Genomic DNA, 14,629 nt, shown 5'->3' with positions numbered 1-14,629 from the left:
GCAGAAGACCTTCTTTTAATAAGAAGGTCTTCTTACTGTGATACAAAACATTTACACTTGCTGGGATTTTTCAATCTGAACTTTCATATCATTGTCTTTAATCTTAGGCACTATCGTATAAAGGATAATAGGGATTAATAGAAATACAGCTACAACAACAAACATGGCAGAGAGCCCAAAGGCTGCGGAAATGATGCCGAAAATGACACCGGAAAGAATTTCTCCAATTGCTCCTACCCCTGAGTTTAACGAGAAAAGTGTGTTCTTGTATGAATCGGGGAAAAACTTATTTAAGTAACTTGTTACGATCGGATGATGAATATCTTCAATTGCAAGCAAAAACGCTGTACATGGAATGCCCAGCGGCCTGAATGCTCTAGACAATAGAAAAGTCATGACCATGCCCATGGAATCCAATGAGGTTAAAGCGAGATATGGATTTTTTTCGATCTTCTTTTCGAACCTGATGGTTAATGTCAAAAGAACGAGAGCGGTAAACCCTCCTAGGGCAAAAATATATCCCAGTGACTTTTCTGAAAAGCCTAAATCACTCAAAAAAGGCTGCCAGTAACGGGAAATTGTGTCATAGGCTGTGGCTGTAAAGAAACCGGCTATGACGATTAAAAGAACCCTTTTTTTGTTAAGGATAATTTTTAAACTTTCTTTGATAATCTTTATCGAATCATGTTGGTTCTGATCCCCATGATTTGTTTCGGAAACAGAAGGGACTTTAATAAATACAGACATCCAAATAAATAGTAATAAGTAGATCACCATAACGAGCAGGAAAGGAAAATAGATATTTAATGAATACAAATACCCGCTGGCAATACTTCCAATAATTAAAAAAGTGATTAGCAATTGTGTGTTTTTCATCATTTCTTTGCCGAATCGATCTTCCCCTGCGACACGGCTCATCCAAGTTTCAAAAGAACCGGAAATTAAGGAATCTGATAAAGCCCATATGATCATAGCCAGTATGCAAATAGCAGCTGAATCGATAAAAGGGAAGAAGGCCCATGTAAGGATGGAGAAAAAGAATGAACTGGCAATTGAAATTTTAATTCCATAACGATCAGCAAAAACGCCGGAAGGAACTTCAAATATAAGCTTAGCAATTTCAAGTACCGCTCCCATTAATCCAATCTGAAGGAAATCATAATCTTTAGATATCAGATAAAGAATCCAAATAGGCGAAAAAATCCCCATTGCTAATCCCCTAAGTGCGGAAAACGAATAAAAGATGCTCATCTATATGCTCCTTCTGGCAGATTTTTTTGTTTGATCAAAATGATATTGTGTTCGATGGCTTCTTGAATATATTTGGCCACTTCTTCAAGGCTGACACCATGTCTGTCTAAAATCGTATGAAGTGTGTCTTTTCCATTAATATCGCAGAGAATATGCAGCCAAGCTCCGACGTCTTCCACCGAAACAATAAACTGAATAAATCCTTCTTCCGCAATGTAGATGCAATGCTCACTATCGCTTTCCGGCCTTAACAGAGTGACGCCAGGGTTTAGCGCCAAAATATCTTGTCCTTCACACTTATTGGCTGAGATATTTAAACGGCTGGCAATATCACCTTCCTGTGAGTGCCAGTCTTTTATTGTTATCGATTCTAAATGGCTGGTTATGTCTAATTGAACAGAATGGGTTTCTTTAGTCATTTTTGATAAAAGTCCCATGTTCACCAGTCTTAATAAAAATTCAAAATTTGTAAACTCAGGATCATCCTCCAAATATGTCATGATGGCATGAATGTGTTCAACCTGTATTATGCTGGAGGCATCGCTGTGAGAGAAGGCCTCCTCTATAAGCTGATAATTGTTTTTCTTCAGAAGATGAAACATCATTTTATGTGTATATCTCACGTCCTTACCATAGAAAAAAGGAACCTTTGGCCGGTGGGTATAGCTTGTATGCAGCTCATTTGTTAATGATTTTCGCAATATCGACTTATCCCATAACAAGTCTTTACGGAGTCCATCAGGTATTCCGCAAACCCATTCAACAAGCCGATGGTCCAAGAACGGTACACGGTTTTCGATATGATTAGCCGCGGCGATCCGATCTTCATGCCAGCAATTATACATTTGCAGGTCACGGTATTTTGTCAGGACATACGATTGCCAAGGATCTGCTTGGCTGGAATCATTGCTCTTTAAATAAGAAAGGTTTATAGGAGAAAGTCCAAAATGCTCCTCCCACACTCTAAAGATATTTCCCTGCAGCCGATGCAGCCGGTTCATCTCCATCGTATTGACCGATTCAATAAATCCTTCCCAACTTGGGTTCTCGGCTGGTGAAAGTGTCGTGCTGTAACCGCCGTTAAATTCGTCGCTGCCCTGGCCGGTCAGCATGACTTTCAGGTTTGGCCTTATCGCTTTGGCATACTTATGTAAATGAAACTTATATAATTGTTCCGGTCCGCAAAACGGTGTTTCACAGATCCATAACAAATGTTTATATGACTCTGGTTGTAATAACTCATCGTTCCCTAATTGATAGAGAACCTGATGATTTGGAAGGTGTAAATCTTTAGCCAGCCAATGGGCATATTTTGCATCTTCATTTGTAAATGTACTTTGGCTTAATACTGTAAACGTATGGAGATCCTGTTTTTCTGCAGCAAAATGTGCGACTGCAGCTGAATCAATGCCACCGCTAAGAAACAACCCGACTTCAACGTCGCTTTGTAAACATCTATGGACTGAATCTGCCAGCAGTTCTCTATATCCTTCAATCAGGTCATCGGGATGGAGATTCTCATGATAGCCTTGCCTGAGCAAAATATCCTGTAAAGACCAATAGCTTGCTGTTTTTCGTTCATTTGTTGTCAAATTAATTTCGAGATAATGGCCAGCATCGAGATTTTGGATGTTTACAAAAAAGGAAGTGGTTTCTTTATGATTACTGGCTGCTTCCCCGCTTAGCCAAATGTCTGAGAGTGCTTCTTTCCAATTAAATTGGCGGGGACAGTGAGGATGAGAAAATAGGGATTTTATTTCAGAGGCAAATATAAGCTCGTGTTTTAGCTCTGTGTAAAAAAGCGGTTTAATCCCAAAGCGGTCACGAACTAAAAATACTTTGTTTTTATTTTTGTCCCAAATGGCTATTGAAAACATTCCGATGATGTCGTCTACAAATCCAATCCCTTTTTCTTCATATAAATGAACAATTACTTCACAATCAGATGTCGTTTTAAACATATGATTGTGTAAAGAAGCCTTCAGTTCTTTATAGTTATAAATTTCTCCATTTACCATAACGACGATTGATCCATCCTCATTTAAAAAGGGCTGCTGTCCATTTACAAGGTCAAGAATGGACAATCGCCGAAATGCAAAGCCGACTTTGGAATCAATATGATATTGTTCATCATCTGGTCCCCTATAGCTGATGGCATCTGCCATGCCTTTCAATATATGAAAGGTACATTCCTGAGAACGGGGAGCAGCCAGATTTATAATACCCGCGAGCCCGCACATATGTCTCCCTCCCAATAGCGTTATTGATGTTTATAGATATAAGCTGTCTCTACATCTGTTTCTTTTACAATATCGATTTTAATTCCGAGACGTTTTGCGTTTTCGATTGCGAGAATGGAAGCGTACGCAGAAAATTCTTCGGGATCAATTTCAAAATAAAAAAAGGCCTCACTAGGTTCTTTTTCATACCAAGTGTGGGTATTTACGACATATTTATCTTCTGTTTCAAACAATTCAATTTTGTCATAAAGTAAACGTCTTCCTTTTATAAAGAGTTCCACAAATGATCCAACTGGTTGTTGGCTGTTAATGTGTCTCCACTCATCATAATATCCTCTTTCCTCATATTGCTCGTGAATCCAGCTTACAATATCTTGATGAGTCAATCCTTGTTTTTTGGCAAAGGCAAGCAGAGTGATGATGTAATTTACGATTGATTTAGAACGGTGTGTACTCAGCTCATGTACATCGTCTGGTAAAGCAAGCACTTTTTGTTTTTCCAATTCTCATGCCCCCTGCTTAACTTTGATTGCTTCATGATCAATAAGCAACTCAAACAGCTCCATACAATCTTCTAAGCAGGTTTGATAATCAACATCATATTCATTGACGATTTTTGAGCAAATATCATGTATGCTGACCTTGCCGTCGATATGGTTATAAATATCTGATGCCATTTCATTTAAAGTGATGCCCGGCTCTATAATAATGCTTTTCAAATATTTTCTTGATGGCATTTCTGGATTTTTGGATAAAACAGTTGATTCATTGATCATTACAATGCACCTTCCTTTTCTTTTTCTATCGTTAACATCCATGTGACAGACTCAATTTCATGATCAGCACTTTGATCATTTTGTTCCCACAGGGGAGCATCCTCCAGCTCATCTAAGCTTTCTATAAAATCCTCCGGTAAAAAGTGAAAGGTTTCTAATGAATAATTGGGAATGCCGGCATCCTGAACAAACTGGTGAATGTCTTCAAAGGAATAACTTTCTTCAAATGCCTCTCTTACAAACCTGAAGTATTCCGGTTCTTTGATTTGTTTTCGCATAATCTCTAAATGGCTTCCTTGGGGATTAAATGTATCCAAAATGACAATTTTTCCGCCCGGAGCCAGAACTCTATAGCACTCTTTAAGTCCTTTAACAACGTCTTCCCAATGATGCAGGCAAGAGTAGGAGACGATGAAGTCAGCATATTGGTCAGCGTAAGATAAATGGTGGACATCTTCCAAATCAAATGAAATCAGGCTGCTTACTCCGCTTTTTTTAGCTTCTTCTTGAGCGATTTCATGCATGGCCGGGTTAATATCGACAGCATGCACGTGCGCATTTGTTCTTTTAGCCAACTGAATGCTTAAATAACCTGGACCTGTGCCCATATCGATAATGACTTTGTTTTTGGGGGAATACATCCGGGACAGTCTGGCGCCAAGCAAGGGGTAAAGATAGGATTGGTAAAGATCAACAAATTCTTTGTACGTTCTGCATTCTTCAGCCGTAATCATCTTCAGCATCCTCCTTATCAAGTTGGCGTGATAGCCTCAAACGTTAATCGTTTTGGATAAGATTAATGACCGCCAGCTGCTACAGCGCGGCGCAATTCAAAAAGGCGAGGTTTCTTATAAGCTTTTTTCATTGAGCATCCCTCCTAAAATAGAGTACTAGATGTCAAATGTTATATGAGATTAATGGCCGCCAGCTGCTACAGCACGGCGCAGTTCAAAAAGGCGAGGTTTCTTATAAGCTTTTTTCATTGAGCATCCCTCCTAAAATAGAGTACTAGATGTCAAATGCTATATGAGATTAATGGCCGCCAGCTGCTACAGCACGGCGCAGTTCAAAAAGACGAGGTTTCTTATAAGCCTTTTTCATCCTTTTCCCTCCTTCCTTGTAAAAAAATAGGCTATCACGCACAACTAAATATTATAATCCTCTGATAATTCTGTCAATATTTACTTTTAGAAAAAAATGTTATATCTTTGTGGTGAAGTTACTTTTTTTGGGAGGGATAATATGAGTGCTGTAACCGAATCGGTTTTGGAGTCTATCATCAGTCCTGTAACGATGAGTGAGTTTTTAGAAGAATATTGGCCTGTAAAACCTTTGGTAGCCAGAGGAGAAGTGGAGAGATTTACAAGCATACCGGGGTTTGAAAAGGTTAGAACGCTAGAAAACGTATTGGCTATCTACAATAATCCAGTCATGGTCGTTGGTGATGCTGTGATTGAAGAATCTGAAGGGATCACAGACAGATTTCTTGTGTCACCTGCAGAGGCTTTAGAGTGGTATGAAAAAGGGGCTGCATTAGAGTTTGATTTCACCGACCTATTTATTCCCCAAGTCAGAAGGTGGATAGAAAAACTCAAAGCGGAATTAAGACTGCCTGCGGGTACTTCTTCCAAAGCCATTGTTTACGCGGCGAAAAATGGCGGGGGATTCAAAGCCCATTTTGACGCCTACACCAACTTGATTTTTCAAATTCAAGGTGAGAAAACATGGAAGCTTGCCAAGAATGAAAATGTGAGCAATCCAATGCAGCACTATGATTTATCAGAGGCTCCTTACTATCCTGATGATTTACAGTCATATTGGAAAGGAGATCCGCCAAAAGAGGATCTGCCAGATGCAGAAATCGTTAATTTAACACCGGGAACCATGCTGTATTTGCCAAGAGGTTTATGGCACTCCACCAAATCTGATCAAGCAACGTTAGCTTTAAATATTACATTTGGCCAGCCTGCATGGCTTGACTTGATGCTAGCAGCTCTTCGAAAAAAATTAATCAGTGATAACAGATTTAGAGAACTCGCTGTAAATCATCAATCCCTACATGAATCGTCCAAATCAGAGTTAAATGGATATTTGGAAAGTCTGATTCAAACGTTATCAGAGAACGCAGAGACATTGACCCCAGAGCAAATCTTCCAATCTCAGGATTCAGATTTTGATCCTTATCAATCCACGCAATTGGTATTCAGACAGCTTTTGACAAGTTATAAGTTCTAGTAAATACTAGATAAGGGGATTAATGACATAAAATAGGTTGTTAATTCTCTTATTTTTGTTCAGCTAAAAGGAGGAAAATATGAATATTATTCCGACATGCCAGATACCTAAAGATCTTGTTTCCGCGTTTTTTCAAAAACACTGGGGCAGTCCGCAAATGGTTATTTCTAGCGGTATTTATAACTGCGATGAATTAGATGGTTATGGAATGCTCAACGATGATAACCAGATTGTTGGCCTTATTACATACATATTTGAAGAAGATGCCTGTGAAATCATTTCGCTGGATAGTGTCATTGAGAATAAAGGGATCGGAACAGCTCTGCTAGAGAAAGCCGAGGAAGCATGCAGAGAGAGAAATATCAAACAAATAAAACTGATCACAACCAATGATAATATTCATGCATTAGCGTTTTATCAGAAGAGAGGGTACCGGTTGGATCGACTATTTGTGAATGCAGTCGAGACGGCCAGAAAGATGAAGCCCGAAATTCCTTTACTGGCAGATAATAAAATACCTATCCGTGATGAATTGCTTTTGGTCAAGGAGTTACAATAAAAGGCGCTCCTCTAAGGAAGCGCCTTTTGATCATGCGATTATTCAGCGGCCTGAATAAATACACCCTTCTCATGAGAAAACTCTTTGAATCCGTATACCCCATGATAGGAGCCGATTCCGCTTGTGTTGACGCCGCCGAATGGCAGGTTGACGTCACTGAAATGGACGACGACATCATTGATGGCGGCATTTCCTGATGTCGTGTGCTGAAGGACGTTGTCAATCAGATCTTGGTTTTTGCTGAACACATAAAGTGCAAGCGGTTTATCGCGGTCATTTACGTAATCGATGACCTCGTCGATGTCTTCATAGTTCATCATTGGCAGGATCGGTGCGAAGATTTCCTCCTGCATGATTTTCATGTCAGGCGTGACGTTTTTCAAAACGGTTGGCGAGATCGTGCGGTCGCTGGCATCGAATACGCCACCGAACACCACTTCCGCCCCTCTTTCGATGGCATCGTCGAACAGATCTTTGACGCGGTTGAAGTTGCGGTCATTGACGATCTGCGTAAATTTGCTGCGGTCTGGGGTATGATCATCCTCCATAAATCCAGCGTTGACGACTGTTTGTAAAATCCCCGCGAACCTGTCCTGAACGTCTTTTTTAATGAACAGGTAATCAGGTGCGATGCAGGTTTGGCCGGCGTTTACGAATTTCCCGACGGCGATCTTTTTCGCTGCGTCCATCAGATCGTATTCACTGTCAATGATCGTCGGGCTCTTGCCGCCAAGCTCAAGTGTGACAGATGCCAAGTGTTTGGCAGCCGCTGTCATGACAATTTTCCCGACATTTGTGCTTCCAGTGAAGAAAATATGGTCGAACGGCTGATCAAGTAGTTCGGTTGCCACCTCAACCTCTCCTTCAAAAATCGCGACTTCTTTTTCATCAAAAGCGTCTCTTATTACTTTAGCAGCAATGTTGCTCGTGTTCATCGTGAAATCGGACAGCTTCACAATCGCGCTGTTTCCGGCTGCGAGAGAAGCGGCAAGCGGCGCCATCGTCAGCATAAACGGATAGTTCCACGGGCCGAGGATGAGTGTGACGCCTTTAGGCTCGTACATAAGAATTCCGTTTGCGTCAGGGCTTAACGATGAACCGACTTCTTTAGGCGCCATCCATTGTTCCAGGTTATTCATATTATCTCTAATCGCTTTTTTTGTTCCTTCGATTTCCGCTTTTTTGACTTCGTGATATGGTTTGCGGACGTCTTTGCGGATCGCTTCGATGATTTCTTCTTCATGGGCGATGACGGAATCTAAAAAGCGTTGAAGCTTTTCTCTCCGCTGTTCCGCTGTTGAAGCGCGCAAGGCTTTTTGCTGTTTTTTCTGAAGCTGAAAGACACGCTGGATGTCGTCCTTTACTTGTTGTTCCATTGTAAAATCCCCCTCATTTGCTTTCTTCTTTTCTCGGACCTATTATAAGGTGGTACCTTTTCTGTAAGAAAGACAACGGTGAACCATCTATACGTTACCGTACATATATCGAACATTTGTCTAATGATTGGGGGTGTCTTTTGTGCCGGAATCTGCCGAAGCTCAAGTGAAAGAGGCGCTGCTGGCTTTATTGAAAGAAAGAGATATTCAACACATCACAATGAAAGAAATCGCTGAGAAGGCCAAAGTGAGCCGCGGATCGCTCTACCTTTATTATGAGGATAAGTTTTCAATCATTGAGGATGTGATCGAAGACATGAAGGAAGGACTGGGCAAAGCGCTTTTTGACGCCTTCAGTCATATGGATACCCTTCATTTGAACAAAAAACGGCAAACGGTGCATCCGACGCTGTCCTTTGTTCATGAGCATCGATCCTTTTTTTCTGTGATGGTGAACAGAGGGCATTTCCATCGTTTTTTTAGGGATGTGTTTCAGCAGGATGTTCTGCTGACTCCGGTCCATGTGAATTTGACGCCGATCGAACGGGAAATTTACGGACATTACCGGGCCTTGTACACGTACGCGATTATCCTGTATTGGCTGAATGAGGATGCGGCCGCGACTCCGGAAGCTATCAGCCAAAAGGTATGGGAGCTTGTTTCTCAAAAGAGATTTTATTGGCTGTTTGGACAAGCTGTGCCAGGAGAGCGAGAGAAGGACAAGCAAATCGACAGGCGTGTGGTTCGAACGAGAGAGGCGCTCCAGCAGGCATTTCTGGACGTGCTGGCGGAGAAAAAAGACTACGCAGCCATCACAATTTCGGATATTACCCGGAAAAGCAATATCCGCCGTGCAACCTTTTATGATCACTATGCCAATAAGGAGGAATTGCTCCAAACCATGATACAGCGATCATGTGCGGAGATCATTGATCACCTGACGATTGCCTCCAGCCCGAATGAATTTTCCTTAAAGGAAGCGGAGAAGGCGCTCGCCAGTCTGCTTTCTGCTTTGTCAAAGATGCCCATTGTCCATTTTCTCAATCGGGAATGGGGTGTTCCTCATGTGATACCTGATATGTTCAAAGCGCTGGAATCGTTTTATCTGCATCAGCAAACTGATATTCACGCAGAGAAAAAGCTTTATGCCCATTATGTATCCGCAATGATTATCGGGTTGCTTTTGTATCGGCTGGATGAAGGAAAGGCGCATCCGCCTGAAGTGCTGGCCAGGGAATTTTTGCAGTTTTTGGATGTGAAAAAGTATAAGGTTGTATTGCTTTGAAAGACAAAAAGAGAGGGACATCCCCTCTCTTATTTCGTTTCTTTCTTCCATTTCTCATCAATCAGCATTTTCCCTGGCCATGTGTATGCCATGATGCCGCCGTCTGCGGTGATGTCCTCTCCTGTGACGTATGAGCTGTCGTCTGACGCGAGGAACAGGGCCACTGTCGCCATTTCCTTCGGCTGGCCGAGACGGCCGAGCGGCGTGACCCATTTGTTGGCTTCGCGGAATTTTTCACCCATTTCTTGTTCTTTGGTGCCTGCTAATTTGTCAATCAGCGGGGTTTCGATCGTACCCGGTGAAATGGAATTGACGCGGATGCCGTTTCGTGCGTAGTCGATCGCCATCGCTTTTGTCAGGTTGGTGATGCCGCCTTTTGCTGCGTTGTAGCCGGAGCGGTCAAGGTCCGCGGCACGGCCTGACATGGAGGAGGTGTTGATGATGGAGCCTCCATTTTCGAGCATGAGCGGAATCAGATATTTGCTGCAAAGGAATGTGCCGCGCAGGTCGACGGCGATAATGCGGTCAAACAGGTCAACCGGATATTCGTGCACCTTTCCGCCTTCCTGATCAACGCCGGCATTATTAAACAGAATATCAATCGTTCCGCATGCATCCTTGATTTGATCAGCAAATGCTTTCACACTGTTTTCATCTGACACATCGAGGTGAAAGGATTCGGCCTGTCCTCCGTTTTTTCTGATTGCGTCAACTGTTTCTTCCATTTGATCTTTATTGATATCTCCGATGATCACACGCGCGCCTTCATTGGCAAAAACCTCCGCCGTCGCTTGACCAATGCCTGTCGCGGCGCCTGTGATAACTGCTGTTTTGTTTTCAAGTCTTCCCATGATACGAGACCTCCTTTTTCTATTTGTCTTCCCGCTATGTGCAGTGATAAACATGCGAGAAAAGAAAGGCCAGCATATGTTAAGATGAATTAGAAATTGTTGGGAGGTTTGTATGTTTGAAGGTACAGCATAAGAAGGAGCTCAAGTTTTATTGCTTCATTACCATTCCATCTGCATTTGTTGTGCTGACTGTCATCTCTTTTTTATTGCAAGAGATTACGTTTCCGGTGACTGCAAGCGCATTTCTGAATGCTTCATGGCATAATCTTTTGTTTTTGATACCGTTCGGTTTGTTTTTCTACCCGGTGCATATATGGATGAAGCGGGAGTTTGGCCGCTGGAATGACACAGAAAAAAAGAGAGGATGATGAAGCCTCTCTTTTTTATGAGAATGAGTGAGAAAAAGAGTGAAAACAAATCCAACTAATGTTAAATTTACATATATATGCATCTATCAATCTGATTGACAATTGTCATCTTATGTGATAAATAGATGCTGAAAAGGGTTTACATAATGGTAAAGGAGCGATCAAGAGTGGCAAAAAAAGAGTTTAAAGCAGAGTCTAAACGCTTGCTGGATATGATGATTAACTCCATTTATACCCAAAAAGAAATTTTCCTGCGCGAGTTAATCTCCAATTCGAGTGATGCGATTGACAAAATCTATTACAAAGCGCTTACGGACGATGCGCTTACGTTTGATAAAGATAGTTACTACATAAAGGTCGCAGCTGACAAAGATGCGAGAACATTAACCATCTCTGATACGGGGATCGGAATGACAAAGGATGAGCTTGAACAGCATCTTGGAACAATTGCAAAAAGCGGTTCCCTCGCGTTTAAAAAGGAAAACGAGCTGAAAGACGGACATGACATTATCGGGCAGTTCGGTGTCGGTTTTTACGCGGCATTTATGGTTGCCGATGTCGTGACAGTCATCAGTAAAGCGCTTGGCAGCGAAGAGGCTTATAAATGGGAGTCTGCGGGTGCAGACGGCTATACGATTGAGCCGTGTGAAAAGGATTCTGTCGGTACAGACATTATCCTGAAAATCAAAGAGAACACAGAAGATGACAGCTATGACGAGTTTTTAGAGGAATATCGTTTAAAAGCGATCATCAAGAAGTACTCCGACTTCATTCGCTACCCGATCAAAATGGATACCACCATTAATAAGCCGAAGGAAGGAAGCGAAAATGAATTTGAAGAGGTGCAGGAAGAGCAGACGGTCAACAGCATGGTGCCGATCTGGAGAAAAAACAAAAGCGAGCTGACAGATGAGGATTATGAAAAATTCTATGCTGAAAAGCATTACGGGTTTGATAAACCGCTCACACACGTTCATATCAGTGTGGATGGAGCCGTTCGCTACAACGCGATTCTATTCGTCCCTGAAAACATGCCGTTTGACTACTATTCCAAGGAATATGAGAAAGGCTTGGAGCTGTATTCCAATGGCGTGCTGATCATGAATAAGTGCGCAGACCTGCTACCGGACCACTTCAGCTTTGTGAAGGGCATGGTCGATTCTGAGGATCTGTCGCTGAATATTTCCAGAGAAATGCTGCAGCATGACCGCCAGCTGAAGCTGATCGCGAAAAACATCAGCAAGAAAATCAAAAGCGAGCTGCAAAGCCTGTTGAAAAAAGACCGCGAGAAATACGAGACGTTCTACAAGTCGTTCGGCAGACAGCTGAAATTCGGCGTGTACAATGATTTTGGCGCGAATAAGGATCAATTGAAGGATCTCCTCTTATTCTACTCTTCAAAAGAGAAAAAACTGGTCAGCTTAGACGAGTATGTTTCCAGAATGCCAGAGGAGCAGAAATTCATTTATTACGCGACCGGTGATTCTTACGACCGCATTGAGAAACTGCCGCAAACGGAAATGGTGGCGGACAAAGGCTATGAAATCCTCTACTTTACTGAGGACATCGATGAGTTTGCAATTAAAATGCTGGCTTCTTATCAGGAAAAAGAATTCAAGTCCGTATCAAGCGGAGACCTTGGCATAGACACGGATGAGGATCAAAAGCAGTCCGAGGAAGAGGAAAGCAAGTATAAGGATCTGTTTGAGGAAATGAAAAACATTCTGTCAGACAAAGTGAAAAACGTCAGAATCTCAAAACGGCTTAAATCACATCCAGTCTGCCTTGCTGCTGACGGCGAAGTGACAATTGAGATGGAAAAAATCTTAAATGCGATGCCTGACAGCCAAAATGTGAAGGCGGAAAAAGTGCTGGAAATCAACCCAAATCACGAGGTATTCCAAACACTGCAGGACGCGTTTGAACAAGATAAAGAGAAGCTGAGCCTGTACACAAACCTTCTGTACAATCAGGCGCTCCTCATCGAAGGCCTGCCGATTCAGGACCCTGTGGAATTTACGAACAATATTTGCAAGGTCATGGTGTAAACAGAAAAAGGAATCGTCTCATAAGGAGACGATTCCTTTTTTTATAATGTACGCTCATTCAGCACTTGGTTTTGGGTGCTTTTCTTCTTTTTAAACCGTTTTTTCAGGCTTGCTTCAATTTCCTCCAAGCTTTTCCCTTTGGTTTCCGGTACCATGTAGAACGCGAAGAAAAATGAGAGAAGACAAATGACTGAGAAAACCATAAAGACCCATGCGATGCCCATCGCGCTTAGCATCAGCGGGAAGACAAGCGACACGATCAGGTTAGCTGCCGATAACACCAAAGTCGTGAACCCTGTCGCGGCTCCGCGTGCTTTGGACGGGAAGAGCTCAGGCATGAGCACCCACACTACCGGACCCCATGTCGCCTGGTAAAAGACGATATAGACACCTAGAAAGACTACTGTCATCCACGCTGTAGATGCGGAAAGCCCCAGTGTCAGGAGCACGCCTGATAAAGCAGCAAGGCTCAGTGTGATGCCGACACTTCCCCAGATCAGAAGTTTTTTGCGGCCGACACGGTCAATTAAGATCATGGCAGTGATACACATGATGACGTTGAGGATGCCGATCCCCATTGTGCCGAGCGCCGAAGCTGATGTGCCAAGACCGGCCTTCGTAAAAATGGTTGGCGCGTAGTAGATGACCGTGTTAATGCCGACCGCCTGCTGGAAAATGGCAAGGCCGACGCCAATCAGAAGCATGGGGCGAATCCATTTGGCTTTCAACACGCTGAGTGTCGTTTCTTTTTTCTCCGCTTCCCCTTGCTTCATCTCTGCCAATTCCATTTCGATGTCTTGGGGATCATGAGTGATGTTCATGATGCGTCTCGCTTCTTCTTCGCGGCCGCGCTTCACGAGCCATCTTGGCGATTCCGGCATGAACGCGATGCCGATTAATAGAAGCACGGCAGGCACTGCAGCCAGACCGACCATCCAGCGCCACGCTTCAAACGGTGTGAACAGGTAGTTAACGATATAGGCGAGCAAAATCCCGGTGACAATCATTAAGTTGTTCATTGTGCCGAGTGTCCCGCGAATTTTCGTCGGTGCCATTTCGGAAAGATACACGGGCACAAGTGCCGTTGAACCGCCGACGGCCAACCCGAGTATCACCCTAGATGCAATCAGCATGCCGATTGTTTGAGAAAATGCGCAAGCGAGCGCGCCGATAATAAAAATGATGGAAAGGACAAATACAACCTTTCTCCTGCCCCAGCGGTCTGAGCATGTGCCGCTCAAGGCAGAACCGAAAATCGCGCCAAGGAGCAGCATGCTGACAACCAATCCTTCTGTCAATGTCGTTAAAGGAATATCGTTATTGATAAACAGGAGTGCTCCGGAGATAACACCTGTATCGTAACCATATAGCAGTCCCCCTAAAGCGCCGAAAAAGTAGATCATATATTTCCTTGTGTCTTTCTTCACAAATGTCTCCTCCTCAGTTGTTGAGCCAATGAGTATCTAAAATGTATAACAAAGTTAATAGATTAGTACCCATTTCCTATCTCATTTGAAACATTTGTTTTGAACAAACGGAAACGTTAAAGCCAAAAGAGATGATCACAGATCCGCTGAGTTTAGGAAAAACGAAATAACTTCGAGATATGCTCAGAGAAACCATTAAAAAACCTTACCCGC

13 protein-coding genes are annotated in these 14,629 nt (G+C 42.8%); 5 read left to right on the top strand and 8 right to left on the bottom strand.

Going from position 1 to position 14,629, the window contains the following annotated elements:
* Window positions 1-51: 51 nt before the first annotated feature.
* Genes MKX71_RS20615 through MKX71_RS20595 form a run of 5 tightly spaced genes read right to left on the bottom strand, consistent with a single transcriptional unit; the run spans window position 52 to window position 5,001 of the window.
* On the bottom strand, window positions 52-1,251 hold the full coding sequence (locus MKX71_RS20615; RefSeq protein ID WP_153255536.1) for an MFS transporter: 1,200 nt from the start codon (window positions 1,249-1,251) through the stop codon (window positions 52-54).
* Window positions 1,248-3,491 (bottom strand): asparagine synthase (glutamine-hydrolyzing), encoded by a 2,244-nt coding sequence (asnB, locus tag MKX71_RS20610; RefSeq protein WP_339231587.1) that lies wholly within the window; start codon window positions 3,489-3,491, stop codon window positions 1,248-1,250. Before asnB ends, MKX71_RS20615 begins: the two co-directional genes overlap by 4 nt.
* A 20-nt stretch (window positions 3,492-3,511) precedes the next feature.
* Window positions 3,512-3,994 carry a hypothetical protein gene (locus MKX71_RS20605; protein WP_003243073.1) on the bottom strand — a complete coding sequence of 161 codons (483 nt, stop codon included), beginning with the start codon at window positions 3,992-3,994 and terminating at the stop codon, window positions 3,512-3,514.
* A 3-nt stretch (window positions 3,995-3,997) separates the two neighbouring features.
* Window positions 3,998-4,267, bottom strand: coding sequence for a PqqD family protein (locus MKX71_RS20600; protein WP_003242779.1), 270 nt, complete (start codon window positions 4,265-4,267; stop codon window positions 3,998-4,000).
* Window positions 4,267-5,001, bottom strand: a complete 735-nt coding sequence (locus MKX71_RS20595; RefSeq protein WP_029318574.1) for a class I SAM-dependent methyltransferase — start codon at window positions 4,999-5,001, stop codon at window positions 4,267-4,269. Before MKX71_RS20595 ends, MKX71_RS20600 begins: the two co-directional genes overlap by 1 nt.
* Window positions 5,002-5,509: 508 nt before the next feature.
* Between MKX71_RS20595 and MKX71_RS20590 the strand changes: the two genes are divergently transcribed.
* Both MKX71_RS20590 and MKX71_RS20585 read left to right on the top strand, forming a co-directional pair.
* On the top strand, window positions 5,510-6,502 hold the full coding sequence (locus tag MKX71_RS20590; RefSeq protein ID WP_003243554.1) for a cupin domain-containing protein: 993 nt from the start codon (window positions 5,510-5,512) through the stop codon (window positions 6,500-6,502).
* Window positions 6,503-6,581: 79 nt separating this feature from the next.
* Window positions 6,582-7,061, top strand: coding sequence for a GNAT family N-acetyltransferase (locus MKX71_RS20585; protein WP_003244176.1), 480 nt, complete (start codon window positions 6,582-6,584; stop codon window positions 7,059-7,061).
* Between the two features lie 38 nt (window positions 7,062-7,099).
* Here MKX71_RS20585 and MKX71_RS20580 read toward each other — a convergent pair whose 3' ends face one another.
* Window positions 7,100-8,437, bottom strand: a complete 1,338-nt coding sequence (locus MKX71_RS20580) for an aldehyde dehydrogenase family protein (protein ID WP_029318575.1) — start codon at window positions 8,435-8,437, stop codon at window positions 7,100-7,102.
* A 142-nt stretch (window positions 8,438-8,579) separates the two neighbouring features.
* Between MKX71_RS20580 and MKX71_RS20575 the strand changes: the two genes are divergently transcribed.
* Window positions 8,580-9,722 carry a TetR/AcrR family transcriptional regulator gene (locus MKX71_RS20575; protein ID WP_220396572.1) on the top strand — a complete coding sequence of 381 codons (1,143 nt, stop codon included), beginning with the start codon at window positions 8,580-8,582 and terminating at the stop codon, window positions 9,720-9,722.
* A 29-nt stretch (window positions 9,723-9,751) separates the two neighbouring features.
* Here the strand turns inward: MKX71_RS20575 and MKX71_RS20570 are convergent, their stop codons facing one another.
* Window positions 9,752-10,573: an SDR family oxidoreductase gene (locus tag MKX71_RS20570; RefSeq protein WP_015385126.1), complete on the bottom strand. Its 822-nt coding sequence runs from the start codon at window positions 10,571-10,573 to the stop codon at window positions 9,752-9,754.
* A 116-nt stretch (window positions 10,574-10,689) separates the two neighbouring features.
* Between MKX71_RS20570 and MKX71_RS20565 the strand changes: the two genes are divergently transcribed.
* Both MKX71_RS20565 and htpG read left to right on the top strand, forming a co-directional pair.
* Complete coding sequence (locus MKX71_RS20565; protein ID WP_014481429.1) at window positions 10,690-10,941, top strand: hypothetical protein; 252 nt, start codon at window positions 10,690-10,692, stop codon at window positions 10,939-10,941.
* A 167-nt stretch (window positions 10,942-11,108) separates the two neighbouring features.
* Window positions 11,109-12,989 (top strand): molecular chaperone HtpG, encoded by a 1,881-nt coding sequence (gene htpG / locus MKX71_RS20560; RefSeq protein ID WP_003243561.1) that lies wholly within the window; start codon window positions 11,109-11,111, stop codon window positions 12,987-12,989.
* Window positions 12,990-13,030: 41 nt separating this feature from the next.
* Here htpG and MKX71_RS20555 read toward each other — a convergent pair whose 3' ends face one another.
* Window positions 13,031-14,416: a sugar porter family MFS transporter gene (locus MKX71_RS20555; protein ID WP_033882801.1), complete on the bottom strand. Its 1,386-nt coding sequence runs from the start codon at window positions 14,414-14,416 to the stop codon at window positions 13,031-13,033.
* Between the last annotated feature and the right edge of the window lie 213 nt (window positions 14,417-14,629).

Source organism: Bacillus sp. FSL M8-0071 (genome assembly GCF_037975455.1).
GTDB classification, from domain to species: Bacteria; Bacillota; Bacilli; order Bacillales; family Bacillaceae; genus Bacillus; species Bacillus subtilis.
Note: the sequence above shows the minus strand (reverse complement) of the source record. Positions and strands in the feature narration are given on the sequence as shown.